General features: G+C 37.3%; 22 protein-coding genes and 1 pseudogene. 16 read left to right on the forward strand and 7 right to left on the reverse strand.

Going from position 1 to position 24,381, the window contains the following annotated elements; genetic code table 11:
- Positions 1–951 precede the first annotated feature (951 nt).
- The 6 genes from SAGCYANO_RS23925 to ndhC form a co-directional block, all read right to left on the reverse strand.
- The gene (locus tag SAGCYANO_RS23925) at positions 952–5,670 is read right to left on the reverse strand and encodes an SdrD B-like domain-containing protein (RefSeq protein ID WP_202222373.1); all 4,719 of its coding nucleotides are present in this window, start codon (positions 5,668–5,670) and stop codon (positions 952–954) included.
- A gap of 824 nt (positions 5,671–6,494) precedes the next feature.
- On the reverse strand, positions 6,495–6,926 hold the full coding sequence (locus tag SAGCYANO_RS45495) for a transposase (protein ID WP_307785964.1): 432 nt from the start codon (positions 6,924–6,926) through the stop codon (positions 6,495–6,497).
- A gap of 107 nt (positions 6,927–7,033) precedes the next feature.
- Entirely contained in the window at positions 7,034–7,240 is a 207-nt protein-coding gene (locus tag SAGCYANO_RS45500; RefSeq protein ID WP_237396613.1) for a transposase, read from the reverse strand.
- Positions 7,241–8,026: 786 nt separating this feature from the next.
- Positions 8,027–8,530 carry an NAD(P)H-quinone oxidoreductase subunit J gene (locus SAGCYANO_RS23935; RefSeq protein ID WP_202222374.1) on the reverse strand — a complete coding sequence of 168 codons (504 nt, stop codon included), beginning with the start codon at positions 8,528–8,530 and terminating at the stop codon, positions 8,027–8,029.
- Positions 8,523–9,245 carry a photosynthetic/respiratory NAD(P)H-quinone oxidoreductase subunit K gene (gene ndhK, locus SAGCYANO_RS23940; RefSeq protein WP_202222375.1) on the reverse strand — a complete coding sequence of 241 codons (723 nt, stop codon included), beginning with the start codon at positions 9,243–9,245 and terminating at the stop codon, positions 8,523–8,525. Before ndhK ends, SAGCYANO_RS23935 begins: the two co-directional genes overlap by 8 nt.
- Positions 9,236–9,598: a photosynthetic/respiratory NAD(P)H-quinone oxidoreductase subunit C gene (ndhC, locus tag SAGCYANO_RS23945; RefSeq protein ID WP_202222376.1), complete on the reverse strand. Its 363-nt coding sequence runs from the start codon at positions 9,596–9,598 to the stop codon at positions 9,236–9,238. The genes ndhK and ndhC overlap by 10 nt, the downstream gene beginning before the upstream one ends.
- Before the next feature lie 1,125 nt (positions 9,599–10,723).
- Between ndhC and SAGCYANO_RS23950 the strand changes: the two genes are divergently transcribed.
- The 15 genes from SAGCYANO_RS23950 to SAGCYANO_RS24020 all read left to right on the forward strand — a co-directional run bounded on the left by SAGCYANO_RS23950 (position 10,724) and on the right by SAGCYANO_RS24020 (position 21,070).
- Positions 10,724–11,062 carry a rubredoxin gene (locus tag SAGCYANO_RS23950; RefSeq protein ID WP_202222377.1) on the forward strand — a complete coding sequence of 113 codons (339 nt, stop codon included), beginning with the start codon at positions 10,724–10,726 and terminating at the stop codon, positions 11,060–11,062.
- A gap of 285 nt (positions 11,063–11,347) precedes the next feature.
- Entirely contained in the window at positions 11,348–12,364 is a 1,017-nt protein-coding gene (locus SAGCYANO_RS23955) for a photosynthesis system II assembly factor Ycf48 (protein ID WP_202222406.1), read from the forward strand.
- Between the two features lie 316 nt (positions 12,365–12,680).
- Positions 12,681–12,932: a cytochrome b559 subunit alpha gene (gene psbE / locus SAGCYANO_RS23960; protein WP_202222378.1), complete on the forward strand. Its 252-nt coding sequence runs from the start codon at positions 12,681–12,683 to the stop codon at positions 12,930–12,932.
- A gap of 24 nt (positions 12,933–12,956) precedes the next feature.
- On the forward strand, positions 12,957–13,091 hold the full coding sequence (psbF, locus tag SAGCYANO_RS23965) for a cytochrome b559 subunit beta (RefSeq protein ID WP_202222379.1): 135 nt from the start codon (positions 12,957–12,959) through the stop codon (positions 13,089–13,091).
- 9 nt (positions 13,092–13,100) lie between these two features.
- Entirely contained in the window at positions 13,101–13,226 is a 126-nt protein-coding gene (locus SAGCYANO_RS23970; RefSeq protein WP_124147170.1) for a photosystem II reaction center protein L, read from the forward strand.
- A 167-nt stretch (positions 13,227–13,393) separates the two neighbouring features.
- Entirely contained in the window at positions 13,394–13,516 is a 123-nt protein-coding gene (locus SAGCYANO_RS23975; protein ID WP_124147169.1) for a photosystem II reaction center protein J, read from the forward strand.
- Positions 13,517–14,089: 573 nt separating this feature from the next.
- Positions 14,090–14,815 (forward strand): trans-aconitate 2-methyltransferase, encoded by a 726-nt coding sequence (locus SAGCYANO_RS23980; RefSeq protein ID WP_202222380.1) that lies wholly within the window; start codon positions 14,090–14,092, stop codon positions 14,813–14,815.
- Positions 14,812–15,831 carry a polyprenyl synthetase family protein gene (locus SAGCYANO_RS23985; RefSeq protein ID WP_237396614.1) on the forward strand — a complete coding sequence of 340 codons (1,020 nt, stop codon included), beginning with the start codon at positions 14,812–14,814 and terminating at the stop codon, positions 15,829–15,831. Before SAGCYANO_RS23980 ends, SAGCYANO_RS23985 begins: the two co-directional genes overlap by 4 nt.
- A 55-nt stretch (positions 15,832–15,886) precedes the next feature.
- Positions 15,887–16,519: a fumarylacetoacetate hydrolase family protein gene (locus tag SAGCYANO_RS23990; protein WP_202222382.1), complete on the forward strand. Its 633-nt coding sequence runs from the start codon at positions 15,887–15,889 to the stop codon at positions 16,517–16,519.
- Between the two features lie 193 nt (positions 16,520–16,712).
- Positions 16,713–17,222 carry a hypothetical protein gene (locus tag SAGCYANO_RS23995; RefSeq protein WP_202222383.1) on the forward strand — a complete coding sequence of 170 codons (510 nt, stop codon included), beginning with the start codon at positions 16,713–16,715 and terminating at the stop codon, positions 17,220–17,222.
- A gap of 65 nt (positions 17,223–17,287) precedes the next feature.
- On the forward strand, positions 17,288–17,671 hold the full coding sequence (locus SAGCYANO_RS24000) for a hypothetical protein (RefSeq protein ID WP_202222384.1): 384 nt from the start codon (positions 17,288–17,290) through the stop codon (positions 17,669–17,671).
- A 212-nt stretch (positions 17,672–17,883) separates the two neighbouring features.
- Positions 17,884–18,042, forward strand: coding sequence for a hypothetical protein (locus tag SAGCYANO_RS24005; RefSeq protein WP_202222385.1), 159 nt, complete (start codon positions 17,884–17,886; stop codon positions 18,040–18,042).
- Between the two features lie 34 nt (positions 18,043–18,076).
- Positions 18,077–19,018, forward strand: coding sequence for a hypothetical protein (locus SAGCYANO_RS24010; RefSeq protein WP_202222386.1), 942 nt, complete (start codon positions 18,077–18,079; stop codon positions 19,016–19,018).
- A 196-nt stretch (positions 19,019–19,214) separates the two neighbouring features.
- A complete protein-coding gene (locus SAGCYANO_RS24015; protein ID WP_202222387.1) occupies positions 19,215–20,210 on the forward strand; it encodes a hypothetical protein in 996 nt (331 codons plus the stop codon).
- A 605-nt stretch (positions 20,211–20,815) separates the two neighbouring features.
- The gene (locus tag SAGCYANO_RS24020) at positions 20,816–21,070 is read left to right on the forward strand and encodes a SemiSWEET transporter (RefSeq protein WP_202222388.1); all 255 of its coding nucleotides are present in this window, start codon (positions 20,816–20,818) and stop codon (positions 21,068–21,070) included.
- 456 nt (positions 21,071–21,526) lie between these two features.
- Here the strand turns inward: SAGCYANO_RS24020 and SAGCYANO_RS47975 are convergent, their stop codons facing one another.
- On the reverse strand, positions 21,527–21,661 hold the full coding sequence (locus SAGCYANO_RS47975) for a hypothetical protein (protein WP_255502682.1): 135 nt from the start codon (positions 21,659–21,661) through the stop codon (positions 21,527–21,529).
- A 931-nt stretch (positions 21,662–22,592) separates the two neighbouring features.
- Here SAGCYANO_RS47975 and SAGCYANO_RS24025 point away from each other — a divergent pair.
- Positions 22,593–24,223: pseudogene (locus SAGCYANO_RS24025) on the forward strand (B12-binding domain-containing radical SAM protein).
- The last annotated feature ends 158 nt before the right edge of the window (positions 24,224–24,381 follow it).

The following is a 24,381-nucleotide window of genomic DNA, read 5'->3' on the forward strand; positions in this document are numbered from 1 at the left end:
AACTCCGTGACCTTTACCGAAAAATTGTGGGTATGCGCCTCCCCTTTTAAGGGGATAATAAATAAAAATTTTCATGAATTTGTCAATCCTCTTCTTTTCAAGGAGAGGTAATTATTCATTATTCATTATTCATTATTCATTGTTGAACCGACCAAAAAACTTTCTCCCCTCCAGGGAGGGGTTGGGGGTGGGTTTCCTCCCTCCAGGGAGGGGTTGGGAGTGGGTTTTCTCCCTCCAGGGAGGGGTTGGGGGTGGGTTGACTCCTGACTCCTGAGTTCCCCTCCCCTCCAGGGAGGGGAGGGGCGAGGGGTGGGTTGACTCCTAAAGAATTAAGATTAATATCATACACGCGCTTTACCAATGCCAAAAAAACTTTCTCCTTCTTCTTCTTCCTCCCCTCCAGGGAGGGGTTGGGGGTGGGTTTCTCCCCTCCAGGGAGGGGTTGGGGGTGGGTTTTCTCCCTCCAGGGAGGGGTTGGGGTGGGTTTTCTCCCTCCAGGGAGGGGTTGGGGGTGGGTTGACTTCTGAGGACTCCGTCGTTATTTATTTATAACTGTTCAACCGGACATGATATAACTACTCTAATCTTCTCTACTCCCCCGCTCCCCTACTCCTGAAAAAGACTTTTGAGCGCAAACCCTAAGTATTCAACCAAATACGATATAACAGGTCAAAAAAACAAAAGCGTAGTCAAATTTCCAAAAATGATTGACTACGCTGAAAATTTCATTTTATAGTTTTATCTCATTGACATCTCCAGGAGTTGAAACACCCTGGATTCTGTGGTTAGTCCACCGCAAATGGGACGGGGCGTTTAAAGTGCGGAATTTACTTCCGCACACAGCCCCTCATAAATCAACATTACGCTCCCCTTTTGTTCCCCCCTTTCAAAGGGGGGTTAGGGGGGATGGAGAGCACAGGTTTTCAACCAACGTTGAGATAAATCTAGATATTATACACCGGTACTACCAAAGTTCACATTAGGAACATTTTGACCACCAAATGTGGCGATCACAGCCGTTTCACCAGGAGCAGGAAAAGTTTGAGTAAAGATTCCTGCCTGATCTGGGTTTAGTTCTTGCCGAACTGTATAAGCATCATCTGCTAAGTTTGAGAAACCGTAATTACCGTTAGCATCACTAGCAACGAATATTTCATCAGCATCTCGAACAGAGTTGTTGTTTTGGTCTAAGTAAACCACAATACCACCAATACCACCTTCGCCAGGGTCTAGAAAACCATTACCATTGAGGTCTTCAAAAGTTATCCCACTAATTGCACCAGTACCAGCAGAAGGAAGAGCTGGAGGTGGTATAACTGGTGGAGTAGTGCTGTTGCCAAAGTTGACAAAATTAGCATCATCCCCTGCAAACAGAGTTAGAGTTGGGTCTTGGTTAGTTTGGAATAGACCAGCTGGCTGAACTTGGCGGACTGTATAAGTGCCAGGAGGTAACTCATCAAAGTCATATACTCCCAGTGAATCAGTAATCGCAGTACGTTCCTCATTGTCTAAAATTGAGTTATCATTGCGATCGAGGAATACCGTAGTACCAGGAATACCATTCTCTCCTGGTTCTAGGAAACCATTACCGTTGATATCATTGAAAACAACACCACCAATACTAACAACAGGAAGAACAGCTTTTGGTAGTCCTGTTGGATTGTTGGCAAAGTTAACAAAGTCAGCATTATCCCCTGTTGCCAAAGTAACAATGACTGGAGCTGCAGGAGTAGAATCAGTGAAACCAGGCAGCGGTTCCTGACGAATCACATAAGTTCCTGGAGACACATTGGAAAGATCGTAGCGACCAAATTGATCGGTAAGCGCAAATCGTTCGTCACTACCTCGTTCCCCATCCTCATCAGCATCTATATAGATAACCGCATTAGGTAGTTGAGGTTCACCTGGATCTGCCTGACCATCTCCGTTTTCATCTATGAATGCAATACCAGAAATATTACCAAAACCAGGGGGAGGAACTATCGGAGACTGTCCAAAGTCAATTTCCACATTGGAGTTTTCAAACTCATCAACAGTAATTGTGAGGTCTGTTGGAGTAGTAGAAGTAAAGTTGTCCGGAACTGGATTCAGACGTAGTGTGTAAGTACCTGGCAACAAGCCAACAATTGCATATTCTCCATCTGTATCTGAGAAGGTATTAGGCTCAATATCGTCATTATCAAGAATACCATTTTCATTGATATCGACATAGATACGGAAACCAGGAGCACCCCTTTCTACAAATTCATTAGGATCGAGGATGCCATTACCGTTAGTATCGTTAAAGTCTTGGATACCATTACTGTTAAAGTCTTCAAAAACAGTTCCAGTAATCAAGGTTTGCGGTTGGTTACCAAAGTTGTAGACAACACTGTCGCCTCCCACACTTACCTCTACTGGCGCAGTAGTCTGGGTAAAGCCAGTACGAATTACTTGTCGAAGCGGAAATGAGCCTGATAAACCTGATGTATCTAGACCATAAGTACCACCAGGACCACTAATTTGGTTTGGTTCAAAGCCTTGTATTTGTCCATCTGTGTGCACATCTAGGAAGACCTCAACCCCAGGCAAACCAACTTCCCCTTTCAGAGGTTCAAATAGTCCGTTACCGTTATTGTCAGCAAATACAATTCCACTAACAGTATCTCCCCCTGGTGCTGTGACGTTAACACCAAGGTCAATATCATTTAGACTCTGACCGAGGGGAAGATTAATTGGAGTGGGTGAGATATTGGGATCTGGTGGTACCGGACCAACAGTAACGCTAATATCGGGGTTACTGCTAGTTAAGAATAAGTTTTCTTGCAGAACAACATCAACTGTGTAATTCCCTGGCGTTAAACCATTAAAGACATAACGACCATCAGGATCGGTGAAAGTTTCAGGTTCGTCTGGATCGAGTGTACCGTCGCCGTTTAGGTCTAGGAAAACTTGAGCAGTTGGAATACCTGCTTCCCCAGACCCTTGAGAACCACTGTTGTCGCTATCAGTGAAGATTACACCACTAATGCTAGTGTTGGGGTCAAAGATACTGGTATCACCGAAGTTATAAACGACAGTCTCACCTGGAACAACAGGAACAATAGGAGTAGGAGTAGTGTTAACAAAACCAGCAGGTGGTGTTTCTCGTACTCTGTAGTTACCTGGTGGCAAGGCAAACACATATTCCCCGTGAACATCTGTAAAAGTAAATGGTTCATTAGCTTCCGCTAAACCATTATTATTCAGGTCTACAAAGATTTCAACACCTATAAGTCTTGGTTCATCTGTGTCTGCTTGACCATTACCATTACGGTCATCAAATTTAACACCAGTAATTATACCCGTGCTATCAGTATTGACAATTGGGGGAGGAATTGGTGTAGGAATTGGTGTAGGACCTGGGAGAGGAACTGGAGTTGGAGGAGGGGGAATTATTGGTACATCAGGTTGGTTGCCAATATTCACGAAATTAACGTCGTCACCCCCAACTATAGTAATTACTGGATCGGGAGTAATTTGGGTAAAACCTGGTTGTTGAACTACCCTGACTACATAAGTATTAGGTGCTAAACCTTCAAAACTATAGCTACCATCTACATTTGTAAAAGATGCAGGTTCATCAGGGTCTAGAACTTGGTTATTATTGATATCGAGGTAAATAGTGAAACCGCCAAGACCAGCTTCATCTGGATCTACTGCATTGTTGCCATTATTGTCACTAAATGTAGTACCAGCGATTCTACCTGTTGTTGTGACTTGACTGGAAACTCTGGTCGCTTCTGTTGTAGGATTATCAGTTACGCCAGTATCAGTAGGAGCGTCAATATTAGTATCAGTGGTTCCTTCTGCTGTGGCAGTATCAGTATCAGTAGTTCCTTCTGCTGTGGCAGTATCAGTATCAGTAGTTCCTTCTGCTGGTGCTGGTGCTGCTGGTGCTGGTGCTGCTGGTGCTGGTTCTGCTGCTGGTTCTGCTGCTGGTGCTGGTTCAGGTACTGGAGGTGGTTCGGCAATTAAAGCATTACCAACATTGAAGACAAGAGGAGCATCACCTTGCAGAACATTAATAGGTGCATTCAAAGTAATTTGTTGATCTGGAGTAGTTTTTACGAAACCTGGTTGAGGTATTTCTCGTAGAAAATAAGTTCCTACAGGAGGGTTAGTAAAGCTAAAATCACCAGTAGCATTTGATATTGCAGCTGGTTCTGTAGGGTCTAATATATTGTTGCCGTTTTGGTCTAAGTAGAGGGTGAAGTTAGCTAAACCTGGTTCTCCTGGATCTAGAACTCCATTTGAATTAAAATCGTTGAACTTATTCCCTATTAAGTCACCCTGAAGTAAAGGGGTGGCAGGAGAGCTACCAATATTAACAAAGTTAACATCGTCTCCACTGGTGACTGCAATGACTGGGTCTGGAGTTGTTTGAGTAAATCCTGGTTGAGGTACTAATCTGACAACATAAGTATCTGGTGGTAGAGTATTAAAGCTGTACTCACCTTCACTGTTAGTAATCCTGAATGGTTCTTCTGGGTCAAAGATACCATTTTCATTTAGGTCTAGATATACAGTAGAGTTTGATAAACCTACATCTCCTGGGTCGATAGCACCATTGGCATTGTTATCTACAAAATTAACACCAGCGATTACATTTCTTTCAGCATTACCAAAGTTAATACCAGATAAAGTTCCCCCACTAGGTATATCAACAGTCCGAGAATTAGTTGTCAGATTAAATCCTACTTGTTCCTCTGCTTCCCGAATAGTCACGCGAGTTGATGTAAGATTAGGTAAGAAGTAAGCACCATTACTATCAGTAATATCAAATGGTTCACCCACATCTAGAATGTGATTACTATTGAGGTCTGCATAGATAGTAAAGTTTGGAATTCCAGGCTCGCCAGAATCTAAAATACCATTAGCATTAAAATCGAGATATTTAGTTCCTTCAACATTACCAGTCCCGCTAGGAGTAACAATACCAATATCTACAGCTATATTTGGTGGTGTTTCTTCAAAACCAGTAATTATAGCTACTGAATTAGGAGTTGTTCTTGCTTCGTCTGGTTCCCTGATAACATCAATGTTGTATTGGCCAGGGAATACGTCTACATAGGAATAAAAGCCAAATTCATCTGTAAAAGTGCTGGCTTCCCCTTCGTCTAAAATGCCATTTCGGTTGGCATCAAGGAATACTTGGCTACCAGAAATTCCTGGTTCTCCAGGGTCACGGACACCATTAATATTTACGTCTTCAAATAATACACCACTAATATTACCTCTACCTGGTCCAACTATAGGTGGAGGTGGAGTGGGGTCTGGAGTGGGAACTGGTGTTGGGATACCTACCCCACTACCAAGAGCTATCCTGCTCTCTCTGACCATACTCCCACCGACTATGCTCACTGGTACTGGCAGTGGTGTAGTTGAAACAGTGCCACTGGGTGGAATCTGTCTGACTGAATATTGACCATCTACTAATCCCAAGAAGTTGTAGACACCATCTGGACGACTAATGTTAGATAATTCATTGGGATCTAGAATACCGTTATTATTCTGGTCTAGATAGACTGTAACATTACCTATTACTGATTCCGATGTATCAAAAATTCCATCACCATCTGTGTCATTAAATGTGACACCTACTATATTACCGCTCCCTCCAAGTTGGGAGCCTCTTCTTATTTCATTCACGTTCTAACTCCTCCACCATAAATTTATGCAAATAGCGATTTATATTTAAGTGACATACTCCCACCCCAACCTTAAGGTATGACGTGGGCTTCTCGTTTCCCAGTCCCGGTACCCCGTCGGACTCCACGAGCTTTAAAGACGTCTGGGCCCTACCGCCCTATTTTTTATATTTATCGCTGCATTCAAACAGATACATCAAGTCCGGCAATTCCCTGCAAAATCGGGAAAACCGTTCATAGCAACGTGACGGCAGAACCATCAACGCAGGCGGTATCGCACTAACGCGCCGCTTCACTAACGCAATGCTTTGAGAAAAATTCCCAAAGCGCCATTCCAATATCTCGGCATTGAGTGACCAATAATACAGATATACCTTAAATCAATATGTTGCTTATAACCGCTCAACTAAACTTACTCAAAGGTCTGAAAGTATAGTCATTCGTAGTGGGTCAAGCACTACAGGGTTAAACGGCAAACCCTTTATTCCCTGGTCAAAAACATCGGGAATTACTTTTCTAATAATATTCAGAGAAGTTTTCGCTTTCTGTATTTACCCCAATAACGAGTAAAGCTAAAGCGCAGACGCTGAGGATTATATCAGGTTGACAAGAATGTGACAATTAGATTAGAAAATAGACTAGAACATTTTATTCTTAAGGCCATAAACAAAATTTAATTATTTCATCTCTAGTAATATGTAGGCACCGCTCAACTAAACTTACTCAAACTTACTCAAAAGCCTGAAAGCTTAGTTGTTCGTAGTGGATCGACCACCACAGGGTTAAACGGCAAACCCTTTATTCCTTGGTCAAAGACATCAGGAATTACTTTTTAATAATGTTCAACGACCCATTTACATCTGCATTTAATAATTTATTTTCCCTGGTTTTATACAATCCTCTTGTTACTCTTTTTCCACTAAATTTCGGTTTTTTCTCTCCATATTTTGGTAAATCATCCCCATCTAAACAGCTTGATTGAGATGTATAGGATTCTTCTGTTATTATTACTTTTATTCCTCTTAGTTGGGCTTTATATCTTAACATCTCTATTAACTTATAGTGAGGGATATTCACAAATTGTTGATTGTTCTTTTTTCCTAATTTTATTTCTTGTTTCCAGGTCTGATTCTGCCCAATGATTAAGATTCCTATTTCATGGTTTACACACCAATCTATTACTCTTTTACTTGCTGTATGGAGATAGTTTTCTACTCGACAATTTCGTTTCGTGAGCCGACATGAATGTGAGTTAATTTTTTAACCGATGAGAATTACATCTGATTATGGTTGTTTTTAATTGAGATTGTAAATAAGAGCGCTGTTTATTATAAAAGGTGTTAATTGCTTTTAATGGTCTGCCTTTAATCAACAGAGGTGATAGTTCCTGTTTGATTTGTAGTTACAGCTATTAAGTTATTTACTCCTAAATCTACTCCAGCTAATTGTTTATTTTCTGTTGTTTCTTCCGCTTTTTCATAGACTATTTCCACTATATAACAGCTACTTTTGGGAATAATTCTTGCCTCTATTATTTCTGTCTGTGAAGTGGGGATTTTTATTTCACTCATCGACAGATGACAAATTCCTTTTTTTAAGGCTTTTTTGTAAATTGATTCATCTGGGTAGGGCAGAATATTTCGACCTTTTGTTTTGTGTTTATATTTGGGAATTTTCGGTTTTCCTAAAAATTTATTTGGGTGTTTTTTCCACTCTCTTAAAGCTGAAAAATAACTTTTCCAAGCTTTGATCTAATTTCCTAATAATTTGCTTACTTACCTTGGTAGGTAAAGCTTTATAATCATAACTTTTAGATATCTTGTGATAAAGTTCATTAAAATTTAATTTCTTTTGAGCGGCAAAGAAATATTGACGATAATAATAGTTACCTAAATTAAACAGATTTTTCGACAAAAAGCCTTGTGGTCAATTTCTGACCACAAATAATGCGATTTAGCGATCGAATGACGTTCAACTAGCTTCATACCTTAACTGTAGCTGATAACGACTCAATGGATAGACAACTGAGCAAACTTACTCATTTTAGTTTTATAGCTATAGTTATGAGTAAGTTTGAGAAACTTTAGACAAGTTTTTGCTTTCTATATTTACCCCACCTAAATCAAAAAATAGGGGGGTAATTATGTTGTCGGGACGTTATCAATCTATGACAAGTTCCAATTTCAGAGAAATTTTCTCCTATTTCCTGAAACCTTAAGAAAATAGGTAGAAATTGACTTAAATATAAATATCAAATCAAAACAATTTTCTCTGTTTAATCCTCTTTTAACCAATTGCCTACAGGGTATGATTACTAATGCTACTTAGGTGAAAAGGTTAATTTTTCAACCTAAAATTTAGTAGGCATCTTGTAATTCATAGAACTCTGGAGAGATATAATCTTTACGCAATGGCCAACCAACCCAATCTTCAGACATCAAAATGCGTTTCAGATTAGGATGTCCTTCATAGACAATGCCATACATATCATAGGATTCCCGTTCTTGAAAATCAGCCGATTTCCAAATCCAGTAAACAGAAGGAACTCTAGGATCGTCTCTGGGCACAAATACCTTTAAACGTATTTCTTCTGGTTGGTCTACATCGTCGCTGACCTTAACCAAGTGATAAACACTCACCAAGTCTTCTCCGGGACCTGCATCATAAGCACATTGACATTGTAGATAATTAAACCCATAAGCATATAAAGCTGTAGCCAAGGGAATTAAAAATTCTCTGTCAACTTTGATCATTTCTACTCCCAGATGATCTGGTTCTAGAGACTCATGCTCAAAGCCATTTTCTGTCAGCCATTTTGAAGCTTTACCTGCTTCAACTATTGGAGCTTCTGACTCACTCACGACTTACCTCCTCTTTTTGTGTAGCTTGCAGTGCTGGTGGTATTGGCATACCTATTGCTTCTGTTAATTCTTTTGGTGGTGTTTCCCGGTCTGATGTCTTGAGATAATTACCATTCAGAATTGGTTCAACCACTTTCATATTGTGTTTAACAGTGTGGTAGCGATGTACCTGCTGCAATTTAGCCCGTTCTTGCAAAGATTCATTGGCAACTTTTTTTCTCAGCTTGATGACGGCATCAATAATTGCTTCTGGACGTGGTGGACAACCAGGAATATAAACATCTACTGGGATTAATTTGTCTACCCCACGGACTGCTGTTGGTGAGTCCATGCTGAACATTCCGCCAGTAATTGTACAAGCACCCATGGCAATGACATATTTAGGTTCTGGCATTTGCTCATAAAGACGTACCAAAACTGGGGCATACTTCATAGTGATTGTACCTGCAGTAATCAACAGGTCTGCTTGCCGAGGGCTAGACCGTGGCACTAGGCCAAAGCGGTCAAAGTCGAATCTAGAGCCAATCAGAGCTGCAAATTCAATGAAGCAGCAGGCTGTACCATATAGTAGAGGCCACAAACTAGAAAGTCGTGCCCAGTTGTAAAGGTCATCAACTGTAGTTAACACAACATTCTCTGATAGTTCTTGAGTAACCTGGGGAGATTGCTCAATAGGATTTATAATTTTTTGGTTTTGATTAGGACTTAAGACCATTCCAAAGCTCCTTTACGCCACGCGTAGACTAAAGCAACAACTAAGATTGTGATGAAAATTAGGGCTTCTATAAATGCTAGAAGTCCCAATTGATGAAAGGCCACTGCCCAAGGATACAAAAATACTGTTTCTACATCAAAGACGACGAAGACGAGGGCGAACATATAATAACGGATATTGAATTGTATCCAAGCTCCACCAACTGGTTCTACACCAGATTCATAAGTAGTTCGTCGCTCTGGGCCACGAGTTTTAGGCCGCAGTAGTTTAGATGCAGTTAAGGCAATAACTGGAACTAGGCTGCTAATTAGTAGGAAGCCTAGAAAATATTCGTAACCACTAAGAGTAAACACGATTAACCTACATTTCCTAAGTAACTAGGACTTTTATCTTTGAACATTTTGACACTTTCTTGTTAAGGGTGCATCTCAATGCGTGAATAAAGCCAAAAATTTATCGCTTATAGGGAACAGGGAATAGGGAATAGGAAAAAAGTATTCTTGCAAATTATGAGATGCACTTCTAGCTAAATTAGAGATTATAACGAGAGATTATTTTTTTAGCGATTGTTACCGAAAAATTGGGTTTAAAGCCTCGCCCTTGTAGGGCGACTTTTTATTTGAGCATGCAAGTGAATTGAATATATGCTAAACTGTTATTAGTTGCCGGGGGCACTCGGAAACTCTAAACGGACGTGGAGGGAAGCATCAGACTACCGCCAAGGAAGCAGCACCCTGTGTTAGCGACAGCTATGCGAAGCAAAGCGTCAACCCGCCGAAGAGCTACGGCTCAGTAGGAATCCCCGTGCCTTTAGGCCGGGGAGGATGTCAAAATTGTGCTGTTTAATTGTTCATAAATTTAAGATGAAACGATCCAGTAGGTTGGGTTGAGGGACGTTAGCGGAGCTTATCCGTTAGGATAAACCCAACAGCAATCTTTCTCCCCTACTCCCCTACTCCCCTACTCCCTAATGCACCATTTTAGCTGTGTCGGTCCAGTAGGGGCGGGTTCCGCGTTAAGGTAATGGTGTTACAAATTATTCAGATCAACGCGCCCCGGCCCCAATAATCTCATGCACAGCTTTAGTTGTGTCAGTCCAGTAGGAATAACGAAGTCAGAAGTCAGAAGTCAAAAGTCAGTAGGGGCGTTAACGATAGTTATTTTTGTAACGGGGATTTGATCAAGGCTCCACAAATATTTCCCCTTAAAAGGCGGAGTGGCTCGACCCAATTATTTTGATAAATCACAAATTAAAATATGTAACTATCTTTGCGTGAATTTGGCATAACCTTCATCAGGCCAGATACATAAGCTTTTACCAGTCCAATTTTTAAGTCAAATGTCAAGATAAAAAAGCTAAAAGTAGCTCTCACCAGTCGGGTTGCAATCATTTTTCAATACCCATCTCCTCGAATTGCAACAATTCTGTAATAATAATTAAAGATGTTCTCATAATCGCTATTCAATTTTTTGGAACTATGAGCGAGCAAGTAACTGAGGCCACAGATGAACTGGATCGGTATGAATGTCGAGCCTGTGGATATATATATGAACCGAAGAAGGGAAGTTCTACTGGTAATATTCCGGCCGGAACTGCTTTTTCAGATTTGCCCCCTGGTTGGCGTTGTCCTGTTTGTGGAGCGATTAAGGTTCAATTTGTGAATGTTGGACCAACTGAAGGTCCTTCCGGATTTAAAGAAAACCTTGGATATGGTTTTGGTGTTAATACACTCACACCAAGCCAGAAAAATATCCTAATTTTTGGCGCTTTAGCCGCCGGATTTTTGTTTTTCTTGAGCTTATATGGTTTACGATAAGATGGCCTTAACAGCCTTCTCCTCACGGAGACGCTGCGCAAACGGCTGGAAGTCAGAAGCCAGGAGTCAGTAGATTTTTTTGGGCGCGATTGATGGGAGTAGCTGGCTCCTGGTTGGAAGCCTTGCCGGGTATAAATTCCCACCATCACCCGTGGTGTCCACAATTGGTTGGGGTTTTCTAGAGACGAAGTGGCCTGTCAAAGACTATCCCCACGAACATTGATTCTGTCTCCAGAATTGCTGTCTCCTGAGTCCTTCTTCAAGGCTAATTAATGATTTAATGTGATGCATTCAATAGTAAAGTTCTGGAAACAAATTTTCATAATACTAGCAGCAGTTATACTTTGTAGTGGCTGCAAAAATGCCTTTTTACCTGCAATAAGTTACAATCCCTGGGAGATAATTCAACTACCAACTGAGGCTAAGTTGTTTGATATCGGATTTACAGGCAATCCTGACCATGGTTGGATTGTCGGTGGTAATGCTACTCTCTTAGAAACTACTGATGGTGGTAATACTTGGCAACCTAAAAGTATAGATATAGAAGAAGAAAAAGCTCGCTTGACTTCTGTGAGTTTTAATGGTAATGAAGGGTGGATTTTAGGGCAGCCTTCTTTACTTCTACACACGGATGATCAAGGAGAGTCTTGGACTCAGATTCCTCTCAGCTCTAAATTACCAGGTGCTCCTAATACGATTATTGCTCTTGGGCCAGATTCTGCTGAGATGACTACTGATGTAGGAGCTATCTATCGCACAGAAGATAGTGGCCAACATTGGCGTGCTCAGGTAGAGGATGCTGTGGGAGTAGTGAGGAATATTTCCCGTTCTCCTGATGGTAAGTATATTGCTGTTTCGGCCAAGGGTAATTTTTACTCTAGTTGGGAACCAGGCCAAAGAGCTTGGACTCCTCATAATCGTCAAGACTCTCGCCGTTTGGAAAATATGGGGTTCAGTGATGATGGTGGTTTATGGCTATTGGCACGAGGAGGCCAACTGCGGTTTAGCGATCCAGAAAATCCTGAAGAGTGGGGTGAAGCTATTAGTCCAGAATATGCCACAAGTTGGGGTTTATTAGATTTGGCTTATCGCACTCCTGATGAAATTTGGGTTTCTGGTGGTAGTGGTAATTTACTTCGCAGTGTTGATGGCGGTCAGACTTGGGAAAAAGACCGTGATGTAGAGAGTGTTCCAGAAAATTTCTACAAAATTGTTTTTATTAACCAAGAAAAAGGTTTTATTCTTGGTCAAAGAGGAACTGTGTTGAAATACAATGGTTCAGCAGTTTCAGAAGCAGCGTGAAACTCAATACAATATTCAGAGAAAAATTCTTCCTCATAATTTGAATTGGGTAGTATTACTCAGATGGGAAAAGCTAATTTCTTGATGTTGTTTGAGTTACTGAAAATTTCGACTGGATATGTTAGAATCGATCCCGTCTAACTAACAGATAAAAATAGCAGATGTTAAAGAAGGCAAAAAGTGAGTCTGTCTTTAGCTATTAACAAAGAAAAAAAACTCAAACCATTAATTTAGTTATGGGGTGAGGTATTGAGAAAGGTTTTAAAACTATCACATTTAGATGATAGTTAGAAATAAATTTGGAGGAGAAAATTAGATGGCAGGCGGCAATACCGGTGAGCGTCCTTTTGGAGATATCATCACAAGTATTCGTTATTGGGTAATACACAGTATCACTATTCCAGCTCTGTTTGTTGCAGGTTGGCTATTTGTAAGTACAGGTTTGGCTTACGATGTTTTTGGTACACCTAGACCTAACGAGTATTATACTGATCAAAGACAAGAATTACCAGTTGTATCAGACCGTTTTGAAGCTAAAAAACAAATTGATGAATTTATTGGTGAATAGTTGAAAATTTAGGAGATTTTTATTATGACTAGCGGAAATCCAAATCAACCAATTAGCTATCCAATTTTTACAGTTAGATGGTTAGCAGTTCATACCCTTGGCGTGCCTACAGTTTTCTTTTTAGGTGCCATTGCAGCTATGCAGTTTATTCAAAGATAGGAGTATATTATGCCTTTAGATCGTAGTGAAAATACTAATAAGCAGCCAGTAGAATTAAACAGAACTTCACTCTACCTTGGTTTATTATTAGTATTTGTTCTTGGTATTCTGTTTTCGAGTTATTTCTTTAATTAATTCGGAAAGTAAAACAGAGAAATTACTAGGTATTTAAGTCACCCTATTGGGGTGGCCTATTTCTAGTAATATTGAGTAGAAAGTTAACAAGTATATTGTTGGCAAATTACCTTATAGGTAAAAATTTTTTAGCACGAAGTAGTTTTGAAATAATGAGGTGAAATATTATGATGTCCGAACCAGGTAGAATTCCTTTATGGTTGGTTGCTACTGTTGCCGGAACTGGCGTACTTGTAGTTGTTGGTCTTTTCTTTTATGGTGCCTATGTTGGTGTAGGTTCTTCTTTATAAGAAAGATTTGAACTTTGATTTTGTTAAATAATCTCACTATTTTTTAAAGTGGGATTATTTTTTTTGAGGTTCATAGATGAAGTTAAATTTCACAATCATTAGTGACAAGTTACCCACTTTTTAGGATAGTTAGGTATGGCAGTCGCCACTATAACTATAGTTAGGACATCGGGTAATTATATAGTTAGGACATCAGGTAATTATGATGATTTATGACGCGAGCAAGATGCTCGCACTAATTGTCAAACAACAACCTGGCAGTTCCTAAGTGACAAGTTACCCACTTTTTAGGATAGTTAGGTATGGCAGTCGCCACTATAACTATAGTTAGGACATCGGGTAATTATATAGTTAGGACATCAGGTAATTATGATGATTTATGACGCGAGCAAGATGCTCGCACTAATTGTCAAACAACAACCTGGCAGTTCCTATCCGGATGATATTATAAGAACTGTCCAATAGCTAAAAGTCTGATATTATCGGTTTTTTATTCCCCCTTCCGGAACTGTTGCCAGATGAGCTGCGCACAGCGCTATATTTAGGCAATTATTTAAAGATTGAGAAACATCAATGATACCTATGGATTTGTATAAAGGTATGTCCGATTTCTATAATAGCTTTGTGCAAAAGAATCGGAATTACAAAGCAATTGCTACGGAGCTGATCGAAATTTTCGGCGATCGGAAAGACATCTTGGATGTGGGAATTGGGACTGGTTTGCTTGTAGAGCAAATTCTTCTGTTGCGACCTGAACTCCAGATATCCGGGGTGGACACGAGTGCGTCTCTACTTGCTCAAGCTCAAGAATGCTTAGGCTCCCGAGTCGATCTCTACTGTCAAGATGTGGTCGATATGCACCTCAACAAGATGTTTGATCTGGCCTATTCTCGTGGTGGTGCGTGGGCTTTTGTGAATGATGGTGATACCATTTTACTTGCTAGTCACATCCTCGATCTTGATGCGATTCAGAGGAGTTTTGAACGTATTGCTGGACACTTACGAGACAGAGGGCAATTAATTATCATCTCATCGAATTCTAATCATAGCAAATGCGAGAATTTGGATGAGGAAGTCTCATTCCAGAGAACCGTTACCAAGAATTGGATTGATGGAGAGCAATATCTTAGTCTTGATTACACTTGTCATCAGCAAGGGAGTCTTATCGGACAGCAAAAGCTGCGAATGCGATTACTTGAGTTCGATGTTGTCGAAGAAATGCTGAAATCGGCAAATTTGCGCTCGGTCTCCGTTGGAGATAACCAGTACCATATCTATCAAAAAGAGGTTTCTGAATGAGTGAGTACTTCAATCTGATGAAAGAGACATCCCAAGCAACGGATGTGCTAATCGCTGAATATACTGAGAAGTTAAGCCCAGAAGTGCAGCAGCTTCCTATGAAACGTCATGGTCATCCTCGATTACGAGACCTCCAGATCCGAACAGGTTATGAGATTAACGGAGGTCAAAACTGGAAGGAGATTATTCCCGTCTGTGCAAGTTTTGAGATCCTCAACTGTTCGACTTATGTTATCAACTGGTTTCTTGATGAGAAAAATGGGTATGATAGCACCGATAGTAAGCGAAAGCTAGTCATCGCAGGGTTCCAACTGAGAGAAGTTGCTCAACAGATCCTAGAGGATTATGGCATGACTTCGCTCTTAACGCTCCTCAGCAAAATCAACCATCAAGTCTATCTTGGTCAGAGGATGGACATTCACGATCTACAGGTTTCTAAAGTGAGTGACTATCCAGACTACGACCAGTTTCTAGCAGCGTATCAGCAGCGATGTAGATTGCTTTCAGGTGTGTTCTACGGAAGTTGTTTCTTTGCAGGATCGATCGTTGCAGAGCAACCTGACGAATTGCTGTATGAGATGGGTGCTATCTATGGTGCAGCTACTCAGGCGGCTAATGATTTTGGTGATTTTGCATTGCCTGTCGAGCGTCTATCAAAGCTGGAGAAACCTTATCAGGATCAATTTTCGGACTTTATCAATGGAAAACTAACGTTGGCAGTGTATCTGATGACTCAAAGATCCAACGAGCAAGAGCGGGAGCGACTTGAAGAGTTAAGGTCTAGTACCATTGATGATAATTCCTATCGCGAAATTCTAGAGATACTGGTCAACAAAGGTGTATATGCTGACTGTCTGACTTACCTCAAGCATGAGCATAAAAGATGTAAGACGATGCTCTATTCTAAAGAGAAAACAGTACATCGAGACACGGTTGCTTCAATTTTAGTGAGAATTACCTCGAACAAGTTCCTGTCACAGCTCAGAAAGAACATCGAAATGTTTAGCATTGGATAATACTTTTGCTATTCCTGTATGATATGATTTGGTAGCACGTCCTAAATTTTCAACAATGAACTCTTTTACTTTAGCTAAAACAATTGGTTCAATTTATTGTGTAGGTCGTAATTATGCCGATCATGCAAAAGAGCTAAACAACCCAGTTCCGAAAGAACCGATAATTTTCACAAAATCCCCTGCTTGTGTTGTTCCATTTGAAGGAAAGATATTTTTACCCCTTAATTTAGGGCGATGCGATTATGAAACAGAGATTGCTATCCAACTTGGCGCTGATTTGTATCAGGGGGATGTAAATCAGGTTTTACAGGCAATTAGTAGTGTTGGTATTGCTCTAGATTTGACTCTTCGTGATCAGCAAAATGAGTTGAGGGCGAAAAAGTATCCTTGGGTTCTAGCCAAAAGTTTTGTAAATGCTTGTCCGTTGTCAAAGTTTAGGAAGTTGAATGATGTCACAGAAATAGAAGAACTGGAAATCAGACTTGAAATAAATGGTGAAGTTCGCCAACAAGGGTCTAGCAAACAAATGTTATTTTCTATTCAAGACTTGCTCTGTTTCATTAGTCAGCAGATACCGCTACGTTCGGGGGATATTATTTTAACTGGGACTCCACCTAATGTTGGGCCTCTCAATAATAATGATTATTTGGTTGCTTTTCTGAATGGGGAAGCTATTGCGGAGAGCTGAGATTATTAGAAATTGATTAATTTTAAGGCAATTTTTGGATAAGTACCAATTATATCATATCCGGTTGAATATTTATAAATAAACATAGGGGCGAACGGGCTGCCACTCAGGTTTTTAGAATAATTTGACTATTTATATTATAGCATTTTACTGTTTAATTATCTGTTTGAATTAGTTAAAATAACAATATTCTATGGGTGAAAACGAAAATGACATTCGGGTGCAACATTTTTCTCTTCTCAAGTCTAAGTATAAAGCAACTAAATATCAAAATTCATCTCCTTTAAGTTTTCTATATCTCATACTTAGAAGAGTTGATTTTGGCATTTCAATTACAGACTTAGAGTTTCAATATTTAGAAGCAAATCAACTTTTTAAAACTATCAAACTAATTAAGTCAGGATTTACCTCAAAACAATATAAGAAAACTGAGTTTCAAGAAGCATTTAAAAATGAGTTCTTGGCTCTCAAAACAAAATACAAAGTACCCAAAAATTTTGGATTTTATTTTTTACATCCACTGCTTTTTAAACTTGATAGTGAAAAGATATTAACTAATTCAGAAATTAAATTACTTGAAGATTATAATCTTAACGAAACTTTAGCGATCGCTAATCAAATCCAAGAGTTTGCCAAATTAAAAGCTATATACCATGCTACTAAATATCAATATTTTTCCCGGATAAATTGTTTCGTATTCTGAAAAAAATTGACTCATCAGAGACATTAAGCGCAGAATAATCTAATTGGTTATCGAATAATGGTTTCTTGGAAACTCTAGAAATTTATTCGGAGCAGGAGAAACAAAAACAAAGAGAGGCTGAAGCTAAGTTTGCAAAACTAAAAGATAAGTATCAAGCTACTGAGTATCCTGATAAATCTGTCTCTAGTCCGTTATTTTCAATATTGGAAAAACTAGAAACAGAAACTATTCTTGATAAATCAGAATTAGATTTGTTACAAGAAAATCAACTAACTGAGGCGTTTTCTATTGCACAGAAACAAAAACAAAATAAGGAAAATGAGGAAAATGAGGTTAAAAGATTAGAAGATGAGTTATTAGCTCTCAAAGCAAAATATAAAGTACCTAAAAATGTGGAATATAGTTTTTGCATAAACTACTTCTTAAACTTGATACTAAAAATAAATTAACTAATTCAGAAATTAAATTACTTGAAGATTATAATCTTAACGAAACTTTAGCGATCGCTAATCAAATCAAAGAATTTGCAAAATTAAAAACTATATACCATGCTACTAAATATCAAGATTTTTCCCGGATAAATTGTTTTATATTCTGAAAAAATTGACTCAGCAAAAAATTAAGTGCTGAAGAATCTAATTGGTTATCGAATCATGGTTTATTGGAAACTCTAAAAATTTATTTGAAGCAGGAGAAAGAAAAAGAACAAAAACAAAGAGAGGCTGAGGCTAAATTTGCAGAACTAAAAGATAAGTATCAAGCTACTAAATATCCAGATCGATCTATCTCTAGTAAATTATTTTCAATATTGAAAAACTAGAAACAGAAACTATTCTCGAAAAATCAGAATTAGATTGGTTAGAAAAAATCAATTAACTGAGACACTTTCTATTGCGGAGAAACAAAAACAAAATAAGGAAAATGAGGAAAATGAGGTTAAAAGATTAGAAGATGAGTTATTAGCTCTCAAAGCAAAATATAAAGTACCTAAAAATGTGAAATATCGTTTTTTACATCAACTACTTTTGAAGCTTGATACTAAAAATAAATTAACTAATTCAGAAATTAAATTACTTGAAGATTATAATCTTAACGAAACTTTAGCGATCGCTAATCAAATCCAAGAATTTGCCGAGTTAAAAATTAAATACTGTGCTACTAAATATCCCGATAAATCTATCTCTAGCCGATTATTTTCAATATTAGAAAAACTAGAAAAGGAAACTATTCTTAAAAAATCGGAATTAGATTGGTTAGAAGAAAATCAACTAACTGAAACGTTTTCCATTGCCGAGAAACAAAAACAAAATAATGAGGAAGTTAAAAGATTAGAAAATGAGTTTTTAGACCTCAAAGAAAAATATAAAGTACCAAAAAATGTGGAATATAGTTTTTTACATCAACTACTTTTTAAGCTTGACACTGAAAATAAATTAACTAATTCAGAAATTAAATTACTTAAATATTATAATCTTAACGAAACTTTAGCGATCGCTAATCAAATCCAAGAGTTTGCCGAGTTAAAAATTAAATACTGTGCTACTAAATATCCCGATAAATCTATCTCTAGCCGATTATTTTCAATATTAGAAAAACTAGAAAAGGAAACTATTCTTAAAAAATCGGAATTAGATTGGTTAGAAGAAAATCAACTAACTGAAACGTTTTCCATTGCCGAGAAACAAAAACAAAATAATGAGGAAGTTAAAAGATTAGAAAATGAGTTTTTAGACCTCAAAGAAAAATATAAAGTACCAAAAATGTGGAATATAGTTTTTACATCAACTACTTTTTAAGCTTGACACTGAAAATAAATTAACTAATTCAGAAATTAAATTACTTAAATATTATAATCTTAACGAAACTTTAGCGATCGCTAATCAAATCCAAGAGTTTGCCGAGTTAAAAATTAAATACTGTGCTACTAAATATCAAGATTTTTTCCCGGATACACCATTGTTTCCTATTCTGAAAAAAATTTACTCAGCAAATTTGTTAAGTACAAAAGAATGTAATTGGTTGTCAAATAATAGCTTCTTGGAAACTCTAGAAATTTATTCCGGTCGGGAAAAACAAAAACGAAAAAGAAAATTTGCAATACTCAAGAAAAAGTACAAATTGACTGAATTTGAAGATTCATCACCTGATAGTAATTTGTATGAAATTCTCCAAAAAATAGAGCAATTTGAGCTATTAACAGAGGCAGATATTGATTGGTTAAAGTCATATAATTTGACTGAAATTATTAAAGTAGCTGAAGAAAAATATTTAGAAAAAGATTGGATAAGACTCCAAGATAAATATTTAGCTACAGTCGGGGTATTAAAATTCGATCCTTTCTACAATATTCTTAGTAAACTAGATAAAGGAGAGCGATTAGACAAATTAATGTTTACTCAGTTAACAACTGAGAATTTGCTAACTCCTGGTAGTAAGATTACAACTACTTATTATCAGATTGAGGCTGATTTTTTTGAGGATGAATTTAAAAGAACTAAAGATAAATGGCTAATCCCTAAAATTAGTAGTTACTGGCGTAAAGCAAATAAATCATTAAAAGCATTAGAAATTACCAGTAAAAGTAAAGTCAATTTAGAGAAATTAAAAGATAAAGACCTTAAGGCTAGAATACTTGTAACTAGAGGTGCTGCTTTTAGAGATGTTAGGCAATTAAATGAGGCAAAAAATCTTGCTTTACAAGCTCATAAAATTGATTCTAAAAGTCATCATCCTTGTACTTTATTGGGAGCTACTTGTTATGGTCTAGGAAAATATGGAGATGGAGACTATTGGTTTGAAGAGGCACAACAAAGAGGAGCTGATATAAAAGACATTGATAAAGAAATTAAGCGATTAGTTAAAGAGACTAGCAACAGGAAGAAGCGAAAAGAAATTATAGAATATCTACTGAAAAAGATAAAAGGAAATATGCTTGGACTAAAAAATATCTATAGCATTAATCAATATCAGCTTAGGCGGTTTAATTAATTAATAGAAAGTAGATGATTTTAATAGTTTTGTGTAAGTGGGATGGGCATCTTGGCCGTTATTGATATTTTTGGGCAGGCAGGATGCCACTTATATTCATCCCGCCTCTCAGTAATGCCTTAATTAGTGGTTATAATAGGTAGAAAATGATAGATATTTTTATGCAAGGGTAATCTCTTAGCAACCTATCTCACAAAGGAAAGAATTATTCTCATAAATTTTGAGTGTTTCTTAGTAATATTAAATCAAGTTAAACACTTATTATATAGTTGAGAGTAGGGGAGTGGAGGAGTAGGAGAATAGGGAAGATTAAATAGACATCTCCAATAATAAAAAATTAAATCAATTATTGTACATAAATTATCAATTACTTCCCTATTTTTATACTGATTTTTATGTTACAAATTGAAGTGCGGAATGTGGGATACAATGTCCCTACTCCCTCTTTCGGTAGAGATGTCTAATATTGAAGTAATTATAGAATTTCAACAGATATTATATAATCAGATTCTATGTATAATTAACCGGATTTAATATCAAACAATTATTTCCAAAATTCTATAAAATTATAATTTAGTAATCGCAATTAATTATTGATATTTATTATGAACTTAGTCACAGCTTTAGGACTACTAGCAGGCAGTTTAACCACTATTTCATTTTTACCTCAAGTTATCAAAACTTGGCGCACTCGCTCCACAAAAGATATCTCCCTAGAAATGTTTGCTATTTTTTGTTCTGGTGTATTGATCTGGATAATTTATGGCATTTTGGTTAAAGATGTACCAGTGATTTTTACTAATGTTGCTACACTGACTTTAGCTTCTCCGATTTTGTGGTTTAAATTAAAGTATAAATAACTCAATATATAGGGATAATATTTTAGTGGTGAGATATTAGAGACTTTTGTTTTAGGGAATAGGGAATAGGGAAGAAGAAAAAAACGAATACATAATAATAAGATAAATTCTATATTCTATACTTCAAAGGAACACCTCAATTCTCACATCTGATTCCTGATTGCTATACTTCTCAGAAAAAGTATTGATTTATAATTGTTTTAGGATTTTGTAACTGGTCAGTTATTTCTGCCATCCTGCACTAGGCTATTTATTAGGAGTCAGGAGTTAGAAGTCAGAGTGAATAGCTTCAATACCATTTTTTAGGTTGGAAATTATCTTTTTTGCCAAAGGGAAATCTGCTTTTCAGGGCGAATGGCAATTTGCCCCTACTGCCTTTATTATTCATAAAATTCTTTTTTAAATTGGTATAATATCAAATTGATAAATGTTTGCTACAAATATCTAGGGTATTTCTTAGGAGTCAGGAGTCAGGAGTCGTATGGGAATGGCTTTAATACCATTTTTAGGTCGGAAATTATCTTTTTTGCCAAAGGAAAATCTGCTTTCAAGGGCGAATGGCCATTCGCCCCTACTGCCTTTATTATTCATAAAATTCTTTTTTAAATTGGTATAATACCAAATTGATAAATGTTTGCTACAAATATCTAGGGTATTTCTTAGGAGTCAGTCCTCAGGAGTCAGAAGTCAGAGTGAATAGCTTCAATACCATTTTTTAGGTTGGAAATTATCTTTTTGCCAAAGGGAAATCTGCTTTTCAGGGCGAATGGCAATTTGCCCCTACTGCCTTTATTATTCATAAAATTCTTTTTTAAATTGGTATAATATCAAATTGATAAATGTTTGCTACAAATATCTAGGGTATTTCTTAGGAGTCAGTCCTCAGGAGTCGTATGGGAATGGCTTTAATACCATTTTTAGGTCGGAAATTATCTTTTTGCCAAAGGAAATCTGCTTTCAAGGGCGAATGGCCATTCGCCCCTACTGCCTTTATTATTCATAAAATTCTTTTTTAAATTGGTATAATATCAAATTGATAAATATTTGCTACAAATATCTAGGGTATTTTTTAGGAGTCAGGAGTCAGGAGTTAGAAGTCAGAGTGAATAGCTTCAATACCATTTTTTAGGTTGGAAATTATCTTTTTGCCAAAGGGAAATCTGCTTTTCAGGGCGAATGGCAATTTGCCCCTACTGCCTTTATTATTCATAAAATTCTTTTTTAAATTGGTATAATATCAAATTGATAAATGTTTGCTACAAATATCTAGGGTATTTCTTAGGAGTCAGTCCTCAGGAGTCGTATGGGAATGGCTTTAATACCATTTTTTAGGTCGGAAATTATCTTTTTTGCCAAAGGGAAATCTGCTTTCAAGGGCGAATGGCCATTCGCCCCTACTGCCTTTATTATTCATAAAATTCTTTTTTAAATTAGTATAATAACTGATAACTGATAACTGATAGCTGATAACTAATAACTGATAACTGATAACTGATAACTGATAACTTATAACTGTTTAAGTATGTCTACTAATATATTTAATACTGAACGTTTACTCTTCACTCCAGCAATACCTGAATCTAATGCTATTCCGATTATTTTTGCTTTTCCTAATGAATATACTGTAGGGATAACTAGCCTTGGTTATCAGATTGTTTGGGCAACTTTGGCAATGCGTTCCGATCTACAAGTTAGTCGTTTATTTACTGATATTAATGAACCTCTTCCACAGGAAACAGAATTATTTGGTTTTTCTGTTTCTTGGGAACTTGATTATGTGAATATTTTCAATATTCTGGAATCTTTAGAAATTCCTATTAGAGCTAAAAATCGTTCAGCAAAAAATTATCCAATCATATTTGGTGGCGGACCTGTTTTAACGGCAAACCCTGAACCTTTTGCTGATTTTTTGATGTAATTTTACTGGGGGATGGGGAAAATTTATTGGCAGATTTTATTGAAGCTTATAAAGAAATTAGGGGTGCTGAAAAACAAGTACAATTAAAACATTTATCTCAAGTACCTGGGGTTTATATTCCTAGTCTTTATGAAGTAACTTATGAAAGTGCTGATGGTGCTATTAAATCTATTGAACCTATAGATAAAGATATTCCGGCTTTGGTACAAAAACAAACTTATCGGGGTAATACTTTATCTGCTTCTACCGTAGTGACTGAAAAGGCTGCTTGGGAAAATATTTTTATGGTAGAAGTGGTGAGAAGTTGCCCGGAAATGTGTCGTTTTTGTTTGGCAAGTTATCTGACTTTGCCGTTTAGAAGTGCTAGTTTAGAAGGGTCTCTTATTCCAGCAATTGAAAAGGGATTAACTGTTACAAAACGTTTGGGTTTATTGGGTGCTTCGGTAACTCAACATCCAGAATTTGATAGTTTACTAGATTATTTGAATCAGCAAAAATATGATGATATTCGGTTGAGTATTGCATCGGTTAGAACAAATACGGTGACGGAAAAATTAGCAAAAATTTTGAGTAATAGGGATACAAAATCAATTACTATTGCTGTAGAAAGTGGGAGCGATCGCCTACGAAAAATTATCAATAAAAAGTTGGAAAATGAGGAGATTATTGAAGCTGCTGTTAATGCTAAAGCTGGTGGTTTAAAAGCAATTAAATTTTATGGAATGGTGGGTTTACCAGGAGAGGAAGTAGAAGATTTGGATGCTACTATAGAAATGATGTTGGCTTTGAAAAAAGCTGCTCCTGGTTTGAGATTAAGTTTGGGATGTAGCACTTTTGTACCGAAATCTCACACTCCTTTTCAATGGTTTGGAGTCAACTCTCAATCAGAAAAAAGGCTGAAGTTTTTGGAGAAACAACTACGCTCAAAAGGGATAGATTTTCGCCCAGAAAGTTATAAATGGTCGGTAATACAAGGGTTAATTTCTAGAGGAGATAGAAGGTTATCTAATTTATTAGAATTGGTAAGAAATTATGGAGATTCTTTGGGCAGTTATAAGAGAGCTTTTAAGGAGTTGCGTGGGGAGTTACCAGAGTTGGATTTTTATGTTTTTAATGATTGGGAGTTAGAGCAAATTTTGCCTTGGAATCATATTCAAGGACCTCTACCAATAACAACTTTAAAGAAACATTTAGCAGAAGCTATGGCAATTCATAATTTAGAATTTAGAATTTAGAATTCAGAATTTAGGAGAGAAAAAGAAGGAAGAGGAGAAGACAATTTTTTATCCCACATTCCGCACTTCAATTTATAACATTAAAAGTAGTATATAAATCTGTAGCTTAGTAAGTATTTATACTATGCAAATCATCTCAATTACTTTTTTCGTTCATC

Origin of the sequence: Okeania sp. KiyG1 (genome assembly GCF_014132355.1) — a bacterium.
GTDB lineage: Bacteria > Cyanobacteriota > Cyanobacteriia > Cyanobacteriales > Microcoleaceae > Okeania.